At 40.6% G+C, this 12,389-nt stretch carries 15 protein-coding genes; 14 read left to right on the forward strand and 1 reads right to left on the reverse strand.

The window, feature by feature from the left end; all coding sequences use genetic code 11:
- The first annotated feature begins 3 nt into the window (after window positions 1-3).
- The 11 genes from NQU59_RS09250 (at window position 4) to NQU59_RS09300 (ending at window position 9,123) form a co-directional block, all read left to right on the forward strand.
- Window positions 4-825, forward strand: coding sequence for a DNA adenine methylase (locus tag NQU59_RS09250; RefSeq protein ID WP_257063193.1), 822 nt, complete (start codon window positions 4-6; stop codon window positions 823-825).
- Window positions 822-1,790 carry a helix-turn-helix domain-containing protein gene (locus NQU59_RS09255; RefSeq protein ID WP_257063194.1) on the forward strand — a complete coding sequence of 323 codons (969 nt, stop codon included), beginning with the start codon at window positions 822-824 and terminating at the stop codon, window positions 1,788-1,790. The genes NQU59_RS09250 and NQU59_RS09255 overlap by 4 nt, the downstream gene beginning before the upstream one ends.
- Entirely contained in the window at window positions 1,783-2,361 is a 579-nt protein-coding gene (locus tag NQU59_RS09260) for a hypothetical protein (RefSeq protein ID WP_065992532.1), read from the forward strand. The genes NQU59_RS09255 and NQU59_RS09260 overlap by 8 nt, the downstream gene beginning before the upstream one ends.
- Window positions 2,358-2,753 (forward strand): DUF1064 domain-containing protein, encoded by a 396-nt coding sequence (locus NQU59_RS09265; protein ID WP_111883828.1) that lies wholly within the window; start codon window positions 2,358-2,360, stop codon window positions 2,751-2,753. Before NQU59_RS09260 ends, NQU59_RS09265 begins: the two co-directional genes overlap by 4 nt.
- A 23-nt stretch (window positions 2,754-2,776) precedes the next feature.
- Window positions 2,777-3,235, forward strand: coding sequence for a hypothetical protein (locus NQU59_RS09270; RefSeq protein WP_010112825.1), 459 nt, complete (start codon window positions 2,777-2,779; stop codon window positions 3,233-3,235).
- Window positions 3,232-3,618, forward strand: coding sequence for a hypothetical protein (locus NQU59_RS09275; protein WP_257063199.1), 387 nt, complete (start codon window positions 3,232-3,234; stop codon window positions 3,616-3,618). The genes NQU59_RS09270 and NQU59_RS09275 overlap by 4 nt, the downstream gene beginning before the upstream one ends.
- A 67-nt stretch (window positions 3,619-3,685) precedes the next feature.
- Window positions 3,686-4,339, forward strand: a complete 654-nt coding sequence (locus tag NQU59_RS09280; RefSeq protein ID WP_257063200.1) for a hypothetical protein — start codon at window positions 3,686-3,688, stop codon at window positions 4,337-4,339.
- Window positions 4,340-4,440: 101 nt separating this feature from the next.
- Window positions 4,441-6,105 (forward strand): terminase, encoded by a 1,665-nt coding sequence (locus tag NQU59_RS09285; RefSeq protein WP_257063201.1) that lies wholly within the window; start codon window positions 4,441-4,443, stop codon window positions 6,103-6,105.
- Between the two features lie 9 nt (window positions 6,106-6,114).
- Window positions 6,115-8,418, forward strand: coding sequence for a portal protein (locus tag NQU59_RS09290; RefSeq protein ID WP_257063202.1), 2,304 nt, complete (start codon window positions 6,115-6,117; stop codon window positions 8,416-8,418).
- A 63-nt stretch (window positions 8,419-8,481) separates the two neighbouring features.
- Complete coding sequence (locus NQU59_RS09295; RefSeq protein ID WP_257063203.1) at window positions 8,482-8,673, forward strand: hypothetical protein; 192 nt, start codon at window positions 8,482-8,484, stop codon at window positions 8,671-8,673.
- Between the two features lie 123 nt (window positions 8,674-8,796).
- A complete protein-coding gene (locus tag NQU59_RS09300) occupies window positions 8,797-9,123 on the forward strand; it encodes a hypothetical protein (RefSeq protein ID WP_257063205.1) in 327 nt (108 codons plus the stop codon).
- Between the two features lie 8 nt (window positions 9,124-9,131).
- Here the strand turns inward: NQU59_RS09300 and NQU59_RS09305 are convergent, their stop codons facing one another.
- The gene (locus tag NQU59_RS09305; protein WP_228271263.1) at window positions 9,132-9,359 is read right to left on the reverse strand and encodes a hypothetical protein; all 228 of its coding nucleotides are present in this window, start codon (window positions 9,357-9,359) and stop codon (window positions 9,132-9,134) included.
- A gap of 105 nt (window positions 9,360-9,464) precedes the next feature.
- Here NQU59_RS09305 and NQU59_RS09310 point away from each other — a divergent pair, with 105 nt between their 5' ends.
- The 3 genes from NQU59_RS09310 to NQU59_RS09320 all read left to right on the forward strand — a co-directional run bounded on the left by NQU59_RS09310 (window position 9,465) and on the right by NQU59_RS09320 (window position 12,380).
- A complete protein-coding gene (locus NQU59_RS09310) occupies window positions 9,465-10,526 on the forward strand; it encodes a hypothetical protein (protein ID WP_257063209.1) in 1,062 nt (353 codons plus the stop codon).
- Window positions 10,527-10,552: 26 nt separating this feature from the next.
- A complete protein-coding gene (locus NQU59_RS09315; protein WP_061517831.1) occupies window positions 10,553-11,842 on the forward strand; it encodes a phage capsid family protein in 1,290 nt (429 codons plus the stop codon).
- Window positions 11,843-11,906: 64 nt separating this feature from the next.
- Window positions 11,907-12,380 carry a hypothetical protein gene (locus NQU59_RS09320; RefSeq protein ID WP_042890533.1) on the forward strand — a complete coding sequence of 158 codons (474 nt, stop codon included), beginning with the start codon at window positions 11,907-11,909 and terminating at the stop codon, window positions 12,378-12,380.
- The last annotated feature ends 9 nt before the right edge of the window (window positions 12,381-12,389 follow it).

The raw sequence follows: 12,389 nt of genomic DNA on the forward strand, positions 1-12,389 counted from the left end.
TTTATGAATCATCCTCTTATTCGATACCATGGTGGTAAGTTTCGACTTTCAGACTGGATTATTAGCCATTTCCCTCCTCATGAGACATATGTTGAACCATTTGGTGGTGGAGCATCTGTTCTTTTGTCAAAACAGCCAAGCCGTATGGAAGTTTATAACGATCTTGACAGTGATGTCGTAAATTTCTTTGAAGTTATACGTGACCCAAATCTTTCAATTGAATTGGCGAAACAAATTGAGCTCACACCATATTCACGCACAGAGTTTTTAAATGCTCGAGCTGATACAACATGTAAGGTTGAGCAAGCTAGACGTTTGGTGATACGTGCACAAATGGGTTTTGGAAGTGCAGGAGCAACAAAAGGAAATACTGGTTTTCGTTTAGACACAGCTCGAGGCGGAAGTGACATTGTGACTATTTGGCAACGACAACCAGAAGTAATTCTTCAAGCTGCTGCACGCTTAAAAAAGGTTCTTATTGAAAATCGTGATGCTGTCAAAGTGCTTCAGGATCATGATCGAGAAAATACCTTATTTTTTGTTGATCCACCATATGTTTTAGATACTCGAAATATGGGCGGTAAAGCATATCGGCATGAGATGACTAATGCCGATCATGAACAGCTTGTAAGCATTTTACAACACTGTAAAGGCATGGTGATTCTATGTGGATATGAACATCCAATTTATGAAGCATTGAAGTGGAAAAAAATTAAAAAGTCTGTTGCCGCTGCTGGCCAGTCAGGTTCCGTTCAACGTGAGGAAGTGCTTTGGATTAATCCACAAGCTGAAAATCAACAAGATTTATTTAGCGAGGTGGTATGAGCAATTTCAACTTTGTAAAAGCTGTACGTCAAATCTCGATGCCACCAACAACCAAGTTAGTGGCAATTACTTTGGCTACATACGCTGATTATGAAACTGGTGAATGTTATCCGTCTATCCAAACGCTCATGGACGATACTGGACTATCAAATCGAGCAGTGGGCTTACACATTAAACACATCGAAAATTTAGGAATATTGGTTGTAGATCGTTCAAATGGTCGTCGATCTTATTACCGTTTTGATGTGGAAAGTCTCACAAAAGCAGTGACGCAGGGTCACAGCTCTGACAATGAAAGCAGTGACTCTGATAACAATACCAGTGACTCTGACGACAGTGAACCAGTGACTCTCACGCAACAACCAGTGACTCTGGTGCAAAAAGCAGTGACGCAGGGTCATACTAACTACCAAGAACAACCAATAGAACAACCAATAGAACGTAGTAGTAATACACACGAGGAAAAAATTTCACTACCGCCAGCTCAGTTTGTGCAGTACCACAATTTTGATCTTGCAAAAATCTCAGTGATCGAACTTGGTCAGAAATATTCAACATTAAAATCTGATTTCATCGAATTGTCTAAACCTAGACACCCTGATCTTGATCAACACGATCTTGAAAACCTGTTTGATGAATTTGGAGATTGGTTTGCATCACCGAATGATTACGGTAAGCAATCTTTCAAGACAGCACAGAAGTGGGCTGTAGCGTTCCTGACATGGGTAAACAACAACAAGCATAAACTTATCAACCGAAAGGCGAAAAATAGCGTCACTGAGCAATCAGGACGAAATAAACCTATCCAAACACCATCTGCATACCAAGCTAAACAGGAAAATGTAAATCGTTGGTTGCGTTATGGTCAAAAAGTCCGTGAAGAACAACATCAGGAATCATCAATTATTGATGTGGTACCTGAACCCCCAAAGAGCTTTCTGATTGAGGAGGTGGGTCATGCGTGAGTTCACCATTACTGAAGCACGTCGTTTAATTGACAAAATGCGTATTCGTTACGGTAAGAAATTTACAGATTTTTGGGCAGCAGTTGATGAAGCCGATCTTGAACAGGCAATGATTGAGGACTTTTCAGGATTGACAGTTCAGCAGCTGGAAAATGGGTATAACCGTATGCTCCATGAACCATGGCCACCATGTATTCAAGATTTTAAGATTTGGTGTTTACAAGGTTCACATTGGCTCACTGAAAATGAAGCATGGCAACAAGCATTAGCATACGAGAAATCGAATCAGACAATCTCAATCAGTGTACATGTGCTCAAAACCATTAAAGAATTTAAGAAAGGTTTTGATGAATTAAATCCACGTGCTGAATCACAGTCAAAAGCATTCAAGGATATGTACGTTCGTATCGTTTCAAATGCGAAATTGATGGGAGATGTTCAAGCATTCACTGATCCAGTTGGAGCATTAAAAGCACCTAAGGAAGATGAGAGAAGAATCACTACCTGTCCACCTGAATTGATGGCTCAGGTGAAGGGTATTAATAAAAATTCTAATGCAGGTAGAGCATGACAAATTATTTATCACAATCTCAAATTAAAAGACTGGTCCATCAACGTGACAACAAGCCTAAACAGCCAAAGTATGGGAATCATAAAGTTGTCGTTGATGGTGAAAAAGTTGCTGATTCACAGCATGAATATCGTCGTTTAAATGATTTAAAGGTCTTACAACGTGCAGGTGAGATCAAGGATTTACAGACTCAGGTTCGATACAACCTGATACCGGCACAGAAAATTTGTGGTGAGAAAGTACGTGGCACAGATTACATAGCAGACTTTGTTTATTGGACTAAAGATGATCAGTTCATCTGTGAAGATGCCAAAGGTCATAAAACTGCGGATTACATCATCAAACGTAAATTGATGAAATTAATTCACAATATTGACGTAGTTGAAGTTTAAGAACGATTTAGGGGAGTATGACAATGAAGTCTAACGCTGAAACAATCCTTGAAGCCATTGAGGATTTACATAATCAAGAGCAAATCGTTACTAGAGAAACTTTGTCACAATTGACAGGCTTCAAATTATCTATCGTTGATGATCGTTTAAGTCATCTTGTCGATAGTGGCCAGATTATCCGTGTACAGCGTGGTGTATTCATTCCAGCCCCTAAACATCGCCCATCTCGTATTATGTCCAAGATGGTTTTACCTGATGGTACCGTTAAAATTGAAATTGGTGATGATCAGATTTTGACATTAACACCACGTGAAGCTCGTAACCTTGGCAATCTTATGGTTGCTGAAGCAATGCAATATGCAAATATTGAAATGGGTCATCATATGGCAATACTTCAGAGCGAAGTTTCAGGTCAAGTACGTAAATTATCGAAGCAAGTAGGGGATCTATTAGATATAGGCAAGCAAGGTGAATTGTTATGAATCTGATTGGTAAAAAAGTTGTATCTATATTTGATTCAAAAGATACAGGTCTTTGGATGGTTGAACGTCAATGGCCAAGTGAATTTAAAACGGATGAAATTGATGTAGAAGTTCGACGTTATAACACAAGAACTACTACATGGTTTTATGGTTATAGGCGCACTTTTAGAGAAGCAACAGAAGAAGAAATTCAACATGAAGGTCGTTTTGATGGTTCATGCCCACATAAGTTCATTACATATGATCGACTTTTGATTATAGAAAATATTCCACCTAAACTACAAAAATACAGTGACGCTGATTCATGGATGGTTGATTGCTGTGAATGGTGCGGATTAAAACAAAAAAATGGAAATATATTAGAAAAACCAATTCGCTGGTAACCCCCTCTAAGGTTAGACCTCCCCACATATATACATGATCATTAAACCAATATGAGGTTTGGTGATCATGGCTGAAAAAAAAGTAATTGATTGGGAAAAGATCGAACTCGATTATCGAGCAGGTATTAAGTCTTTACGTCAAATTGCAGGTGAGCATGATATTGCAGAATCAGGCATTAGACGTAGAGCAAAGCAATACGAATGGGTTCGTGATCTATCTGAAAAAATTAAAGCTAAAGCAGATGACATTGTGCGCAAGGAGAGTGTGCGCAGCAGTGTGCGCACGAAAACGACCATTTCAGAAAAAGACACTATTGATGCAAATGCCAATGAAGTAGCGTCAGTCCGATTAGCACACCGTAAAGATATTCAACGTTCACGCAAGATTGCTATGAGTCTTTTTGATGAGCTTGAAAAGATGGTCGGTCAAGAGAATGTCAAATTGCTGGAAATGTTAGGTGAGCTTATGTGGTCACCTGATGATAAAGGCAATGACAAAGTAAATGACCTTTACATGAAGATCATCTCAATGCCTGGTCGTGTGAAGTCTATGAAAGATTTAAGCGACACACTCAAAACATTGATTGCTTTAGAACGTCAAGCGTTTGGACTTGATGATGAGAACAATAAACCTGTTGATGCACTGACTGCATTACTTGAACGAGTAAGCACTGGAAATAGTTCTGCATTTAAACCAATTGCCGATGATCCTGAATATTAGTGCATGTACGTGAATGGAACGACTAATCACCCACACCAAAACAATTTCATTCACGTACACGCTTCAAAAATGCACCAATGTTGTGCAAAATGGAGTAAAAATTGATTTATAACACTAACTTACAGCCACTACCGACAAATGCCGAGGAGCTTGAACGCTGCTTGGCAGACCCTGTTTGGCGTATTTTTAGTGGCTGTTTATATAAGATCAAAATTAAAGGTGATGACTTTGTAAATGAGTTAGGGCAAGTAGAAGAAGCTCCAACATTTGAATTACCGTTCCAGCCTAATGATGCACAGAAGAAATTCTTAAATCGGTTGTGGTACCGCAATATTATTTTAAAAGCACGTCAGTTAGGTTTCACCACATTGATTTGTATATTGTGGCTTGATCACGCTTTATTTAATGCCAATCAACATTGTGGTGTTATTGCACAGAACTTAGAAACTGTCGGTGATATTTTCAGTGACAAGATTAAATTTGCCTACGATAACTTACCGCCTGAAATATTAGAACGCTTTCCACTCAAAACGAATAATGGAACTGAGATGGAATTCGCCCATAATGGTTCTAAAATTTCAGTGGCCGTATCATTCCGTGGTGGTACCATGCACCGCTTACTTATTTCTGAATACGGTAAGATTTGCGCTCAATCACCTGGTAAAGCGAAAGAGGTTCGTACAGGTTCATTACCAGCAGTTCCAACAACAGGTATATGTGTCATTGAATCTACTGCTGAAGGTCGTGGTGGTGACTTCTTTGATAAGGTTCAGATCGCACAGAAGAACTTTGCATCACGCAAAAAACTTACGCCAAAAGATTTCAGACTACATTTTTATGGTTGGTGGGAAGAACCTAAGTACCGTATTGATTCATCAGAAGTCATTATTACTCAGAAAGACCACAATATTTTTGATCGCATTGAAATTGTTGTATCCAGAAACTTAGGCAAGAAGATCAAAATTGATCCTGATCAACGTGCTTGGTATGTATCGACACGTGATAATGATCTATCTGGTGATCAAGCTTTGATGTGGCAAGAGTATCCCTCATTTCCTGATGAAGCATTTCAGGTCAGTACAGAAGGGAACTACTACGCAAAAGATATGCTTGAGTTGCGTAAACGTAGTGGTATTGCTCAAATTGAAGTTTTAGATGTACCTACGTGTACCTTTTGGGATATTGGCAACCATGATGGTTGTGCAATTTGGTTCCATCAAATGATGAATCAGCAAGATCGCTTTATTGATTATGAAGAAGATCATTTTCAAGATTTACGTCATTACGTGAAACTGATTAAAGATAAACCTTATATCTATCATACTCATTATTTACCGCACGATGCAGCACATCAACGGCTTGGCGATTACAACAAGTCAGTATTAGAAATGCTTGAGGAATTATTGCCTGGTCATAATTTTGTAGTCATTCCACGTATTACGTTACTCACAACTGGTATTCAACAGACTCGTAGACATTTAAAGAATGCTTGGTTTGATGAAGAACGATGCAAATTGGGTATCGAACGTATTGAAGGCTATAAGAAAAAGTTTAACCAACAAGCCAATATGTTTATTGATCAGCCTGATAAATCCAATGGTTGCTCAGAAGGTGCAGATGCACTTAGACAGTGGGCACAGGCTAAAGATGCAGGGTTGCTTGGTGATTACGTCTATACGGCTAGTCTTACTGGTATGAATCAAGGTACAACACATCAAAATCAACATGGTTATGTCGAAGCACCTCCGACAGATTGGCGTTTATAAGGAAAAGCTATGTTTACTCAAGAAGATACAGCTACAAGTGAGCAGATTAGCGATGATGATACGCTCAGTCTGGAAGAATTAACGGAGATCATGCACGAAATTGAGGAACAACCTCATTGGCGTCATATCGCAGATAAAGAGATGGATTACGCAGATGGCAATCAATTAGATACAGATTTGCTTAACCGTATGCAACAGATCGGTATTCCACCTGCAGTAGAGGACAGAATCAGTCCAGCTTTATTGTCGATTATGGGTTATGAGCTACAGACTCGTACTGATTGGCGTGTAAAAGCTAATGGTGAGACTGGCGGTGATGATGTTGCTGATGCCTTGAACTACAAGTTAAATCAAGCTGAACGCTTATCTAAAGCAGATAAAGCGTGTAGTGATGCTTTTCGTCCTCAAATTTCATGTGGTTTAGGATGGGTTGAGGTAAAGCGTGAGCAAGACCCATTCAAATATCCTTATCGTTGTGTTGTAGTTCATCGTAATGAAATTCATTGGGATATGAAGTCTACAGAACCAGACTTATCTGATGCACGCTGGTTACGCCGTACTCGTTGGGTTCATCCTAAACGATTGATGAGTGCTTTCCCTGAACACAAGGATCTAATCCAAACAGTTGGTCGTTATGGCGGTTCATGGTGGCAGCAACCTGATGTGCTCGATGGTGGAGCAAGTACAGGCTTACAAAATGCTTGGCTTGATGCACGTTCATGGACGATAAGTGAAAACTACTGGTATAACCCTACATCTAAAGAGATAAACGTTACTGAGGTTTGGTACCGTCGTTGGGTGCATGTACCAGTTTTAAAGTTCAGTGATGGTCGTATCGTTGAGTATGATGCCAATAATATGGCTCATGACTTAGCAATTTATCAAGGTGTTGCACGTGTAGAGCAGGCTACCATATCAAAATTGCGTCGTTCATATTGGCTTGGACCACACCTTTTACATGATAGTCCTTCGCCATATTCACACCATTATTTCCCTTATGTACCTTTTTTTGGGTTCCGTGAAGATAATACTGGCATACCGTATGGCTTTGTTCGTGGCATGAAGTACAGTCAGGATAGTATCAATTCAGGTATTTCTAAACTGCGTTGGGGCATGAGTGTTACACGTGTTGAACGTACCAAAGGTGCAGTGGCTATGACAGACGAACAATTACGTCGTCAAGTTGCACGTCCTGATGCTGATATTGTATTGGATGCAGCACATATGGCTAGACCTGGTGCAAGATTCGATATTAAACGTGACTATGAATTATCACAGCAACATTTCCAACTGATTAGTGATAATCGTGCTGCCATTGAGCAAGTAAGTAATATTACTTCTGGGTTCCAAGGTAAAAAAGGTAATGCTACTTCTGGAAAACAAGAACAGTTACAGATCGAGCAGTCAAACCAGACCTTAATGAAGATGATGGATAATTTCCGTGAGGGACGTACCCTCATGGGAGAAATGCTACTATCAATGATTGTTGAGGATATGGGTACTCAGCAACAGACTATCATTATTGAAGGTGATGCGGTACGTGAGGATCGTACAGTTGTTATCAATAAACCCGAGGTTGATGAACATGGTTATCCTTATGTTAGTAATGATGTTCAACGTACACGCTTGAAAGTTGTACTTGATGATGTTCCAAGTACCAGCACTTTCCGAGAACAACAACTTAATGCCTTGTCTGAGATTGTTAAATCCTTACCTCAAGAGGTTCAAGTTGCAGTATTGCCTTATGTGATGGCCTTGACTGACATTCCATTCAAGAAAGATATTATTGAATCTATTCGTCAAGCTACACAGGCACCGACACCAGAACAAGTGGAACAACAAATTAAAGAAGCTGTTGATAAAGCACTTGCCGATGCTGGTATTGATCTAAAACGTCGAGAGCTTGAACTTAAAGAGCGTAAAGCAGTAAGTGAAATTAAGGAAATAGATGCACGTTCAGTACAAATTGGTGTGCAAGCTGCATATTCAGCAATGCAAGGAGGTTCACAGGTAGCAATGATGCCACAGATCGCACCTATTGCTGACGAGATTATGAAAGGTGCAGGTTACCAGCGTCCTAATCCGATGGGTGATGATCCAAACTTCCCAACTGCAGAACAGACAGCAGCACGCAATATTCGTAGTCCGTACATTGAGGGTGAAGGAGCACAGGTTGGCAGTGAGCAATTGCCAATGGTTCAACAGAATACAAGTCCAATGAACCCACCAGTACCACAGCAAGGTTCAACAGGAATGCAGGGGATTGAGACTCCACGAACCAGTGACAACATGCCCCCTGTAAGGCAAGAGTAATTTTCATTGTTCACAGATACTAAGGCAGTCGAATCGGCTGTCTTTTTATTGAGGATTTATTCAATGCCAGCACCAATTTTAAAATACTTCAACTATGAGCATCTACCTGAACACTTACAGGTTGTAAGTAAGCCTATTGGTGATTTGGCTCGTCAAATGGATGAGCAGTTGCCAGATGGGCCAGAAAAATCCACTGGTTTACGAAAGTTGCTTGAAGCCAAAGATGCTTTTGTACGTCAAGCATTGGATAAATAGCAATAACGTAGGATTTTATAAGCTAAGTTTGTTAAAATTTAACCGTTGGCTAGGCTGATCCCCGAAAGATGCGTTTACCTACCGCATTTGCCAACACTATAGTAGGTTTTGCAGAGGTGCAAAATGTATAAAACAGAAATTATAAGTAAGTTTGGTGGTATTAATAAGTTAAAAGATGCGATTAAAACAAAGTCACTTGATGATGTTTATTGTTGGGAGAATGGCAATTGGTACACGCAAAGATACTGGATTGATATTGCTAGTAAAAATCTCACAGGTGAAACATTATTAGACTTAATGACGGGAATCCCATTGGATGCCACTCATTTTTCTGGTCCGCTTTTCCTTAAAAAGGATGAAAAAGGAAATGTTTATGAGTGGGTACCAAAGCCAAAAAAATGGCTATATGTAGGATGGCATCCAAATGCAAGCATTAAACCACTCGATTGAGTGGTTTTTTATTTTTTGATTTGCCAATCCACAGCATGATTGCCATTGTCACAATCATGGCTCACACATTCACCTTTGTGATTCACCTGAATTACGCCACAACCTTCACAAATAACATTTGCTAGATAGTTCGGCTTACATTCATTGATAAACCCATTACTCATTCCATATTGCTTGGCGCATTGAGCACAATATTCTGCCATTAATCCTACCCCCTGTAAGGCTAACGACATCATATATAAATCCTAGACACTTGTCTCATGTTGAGCAATCAACAGCTAAACGCTAGATAACTCTAGCCATTCGCCTTTGCGGTCACAGCGATAAGTGATAGGACAGACATGGATATTACAGAGCAACAAAATGAGTTGATTGAAGCTAACGGTGGTAAAGCATCACCTGAACTTGCAGCGCAGCTTTTAGAGCAAGCGTTAAATGGCGATACCGCAAATGCGGAAAATGGTAGTCAGCCAGCAACTACCCAAGTTACAGAAGAAAATACCCCAAAAGTTGAAGGTCAAGACGGTACGCATGAGGAGCATAGCTCCGCAAGAGCTGATACACAACAAGCACAACAGCAACAACAGGTCGATGAAAGCCAGTTAAATGCTGAAAATGCTGTGATCTTAGCTAAAGACGGAAAACACACCATTCCCTATGACAAGTTAGTGGAAGCACGTAACGGTGAAAAGGAATGGAAGCAAAAGTTTGATGAAGCTCAACAACAGTTGGCACAACTTCAAGCTGATGCACAGGAACGTAAAGATAACGGACAGGATCCAACTACACAGGACAACCAAGCAAATATCGCACAACAAGCGATTGATCAGGGTGTAGACCCTGCAATCTTTGGGGATTTTAGCGAGAAAGATTTGGCTGCTGGTATTCAGAAACTTGTTAATTCACAGGTTTCAACTTTGGTGCAACAGCAATTACAAACTGCTTTAGCTCCAATTCAGCAACAACAGCAGGTCAGTGTAGAGCAAGCCCATTTTAACGAAATCTTTACAGCACACCCAGATGCAGAATCTATTGTTGAATCGAAAGAATTTAATGATTGGAAGAATGCACAACCAAGTTTTCTGAAAGATGCGTATGAAACAGTTTTGGATAAAGGTTCAGCTGCTCAGGTGGTAGAACTTCTAGGATTGTATAAGTCGAATACCCAATCAGGTCAACAAGCTGCTCAACCTGCCAATGATGCAGTAAAGGCAGTAGCGCAAAAAGCTGTGAGTCAGGCTCAAACACCACCACCGAACAGTCTGAGTGATTTGCCTGCTGGTAGTCCTGCTGGTGTTTCTCGTGATGAGCGTTTGGCAGCAATGTCGCCAGCGCAACTTGCAGAGGAAATGCAAGGATGGACACCCGACCAAGTGGAGCAATTTCTCAATAGACGTGTTTAAACATACGTGATGAGAGTATTTGAAACATGACTACTAAAACTAACGCAAGTTATGGCGATAAGACCAATTTAGTTACCCAAGCGGTAGGTCTGTTCGCTACACACATGAATCGTAACAGCACCTTAAACCTATTGGCTGGGAAAATGCCTAAGGGCGAAGCAGGTGCGGAAGCGACTCTCCGTAAACAAACCACATCCCATATGCCTATTGTTCGTGTTCAGGACTTAGGAAAAGGGCGTGGTGATGAAGTGACATTCCACTTACTAAATCCAGTCGGTGCATATCCAATTATGGGTAGTGCGTATGCTGAAGGTCGTGGTGTGGGGATGTCTTTGAATGAAGATCGCCTACGTGTGAACCAAGCTCGTTTCCCTGTTGATTTGGGTAACGTGATGTCACAGATTCGTAGCCCAGCTGATTTGCGCAAACTTGGTCGTCCAGTCGCTCAGAACTTGATGGATCGCTATTGTGATCAGTCATTACTGGTGCATATGGCTGGTGCACGTGGTTCTCATAACAACATTGAATGGGTTATTCCTAAAGATAATCATAAAAACTTCAATGAAATCATGGTAAACCGTGTTAAAGCACCAACTAAAAACCGTCACTATGTTGTTGATGGTTCTGGTGTGCAGAGCGTTAAAAGTAATGCAGGTGAGTTTGATATTGCAACAACTGATCTATTTACAATGGATTCAGTTGATTCAATGAAAACTGTTCTGGATCAAATTGCTTTACCACCACCTATTTGTAAGTTTGAAGGTGATGTTGCTGCGGAAGATTCACCATTACGTGTATGGCTTGTATCGCCAGCACAGTACAACAAATTTGCTGCCCAACCAGGTTTCCGTTCTTTCCAATCATCTGCATTTGCGCGAGCAAGTCAGGCAAAACAACATCCGCTTTTCTTAGGTGATGTGGGTTTATGGAACGGATTTATTATCCGAAAAATGCCACGTCCGATTCGTTTCTATGCAGGTGACACAATTAAATATTGTGCTTCGTATGACAGTGAAGCTGAATCAGATTTAATCGTACCATCAAGTTTTGGTAGCACTTTCGCTGTTGACCGTTCAATTATTTTGGGTGGACAAGCAATTGCGGAAGCAATGGCTGCAAGTGATAAGTCTGGTGTGCCTTTCTTCTGGTCTGAAAAAGACCTTGATCATGGCGATAAATGGGAATTATTGATCGGTGCCATTCGTGGTACATCAAAAATCCGTTTCGCTGTTGATACTGGTGAGCGTACAGAATTTACCGACTATGGTGTAACTGTTGTCGATACCGCTGTGCCAATCATTGGTGCTAATCAGTAATTGTTTTGGGTATGTCCAGTTATGGGCATACCTCATCTTATTCTAATCCTTGGAGATTTTTAAAATGGCGACAATTAAGAAGAAGCCTAGTGGTTATGGTCAGTTTGGTGGATTCTCACCATATGGCAATGTTACAGCGTTAGCATTTTTTCTTGCCACGAATGCTTCAGGTGCCGTAATTGATTCAGACACAACTGCTGCAGTAGCAAGTGGTGATGTTATTGATTTAGGTGAACTACCAGAAGGTATGCGCCTTGATGATGCTCAAATCCTGATTAAAACAGGTATGACAGCCACCGTTACAGGTTCACTTGGCTTTAAATATGTTGATGGTGATAGTACAGAAGTACCACAAGATGCAGCATATTTTATCAATGCTGGTGATCTTGCAACGGCAGGTCGATTACGTGCTAATACAGGTAAATTGGTAACCTTGCCTAAGGCTGCACGATTGATTTTAACCACTGGTGGTGCAGCGAATGCCAAGGCAAGCGACATCAAGGTTATTGTCAGCGGTGAATTGACAGGTCCTCGTTAATGTTTTGAT

Origin of the sequence: Acinetobacter colistiniresistens, from assembly GCF_024582815.1 — a bacterium.
Lineage (GTDB): Bacteria > Pseudomonadota > Gammaproteobacteria > Pseudomonadales > Moraxellaceae > Acinetobacter.

Bases quoted from the DNA above. Each gene is read 5' to 3' on its own strand.
- NQU59_RS09265 (WP_111883828.1), top strand. From the start codon at position 2,358: ATGACAAATTATTTATCACAATCTCAAATTAAAAGACTGGTCCATCAA.
- NQU59_RS09305 (WP_228271263.1), bottom strand. From the start codon at position 9,359: ATGATGTCGTTAGCCTTACAGGGGGTAGGATTAATGGCAGAATATTGT.
- NQU59_RS09290 (WP_257063202.1), top strand. From the start codon at position 6,115: ATGTTTACTCAAGAAGATACAGCTACAAGTGAGCAGATTAGCGATGAT.
- NQU59_RS09310 (WP_257063209.1), top strand. From the start codon at position 9,465: ATGGATATTACAGAGCAACAAAATGAGTTGATTGAAGCTAACGGTGGT.
- NQU59_RS09295 (WP_257063203.1), top strand. From the start codon at position 8,482: ATGCCAGCACCAATTTTAAAATACTTCAACTATGAGCATCTACCTGAA.
- NQU59_RS09300 (WP_257063205.1), top strand. From the start codon at position 8,797: ATGTATAAAACAGAAATTATAAGTAAGTTTGGTGGTATTAATAAGTTA.
- NQU59_RS09280 (WP_257063200.1), top strand. From the start codon at position 3,686: ATGGCTGAAAAAAAAGTAATTGATTGGGAAAAGATCGAACTCGATTAT.
- NQU59_RS09260 (WP_065992532.1), top strand. From the start codon at position 1,783: ATGCGTGAGTTCACCATTACTGAAGCACGTCGTTTAATTGACAAAATG.
- NQU59_RS09320 (WP_042890533.1), top strand. From the start codon at position 11,907: ATGGCGACAATTAAGAAGAAGCCTAGTGGTTATGGTCAGTTTGGTGGA.
- NQU59_RS09275 (WP_257063199.1), top strand. From the start codon at position 3,232: ATGAATCTGATTGGTAAAAAAGTTGTATCTATATTTGATTCAAAAGAT.
- NQU59_RS09255 (WP_257063194.1), top strand. From the start codon at position 822: ATGAGCAATTTCAACTTTGTAAAAGCTGTACGTCAAATCTCGATGCCA.
- NQU59_RS09270 (WP_010112825.1), top strand. From the start codon at position 2,777: ATGAAGTCTAACGCTGAAACAATCCTTGAAGCCATTGAGGATTTACAT.
- NQU59_RS09250 (WP_257063193.1), top strand. From the start codon at position 4: ATGAATCATCCTCTTATTCGATACCATGGTGGTAAGTTTCGACTTTCA.
- NQU59_RS09315 (WP_061517831.1), top strand. From the start codon at position 10,553: ATGACTACTAAAACTAACGCAAGTTATGGCGATAAGACCAATTTAGTT.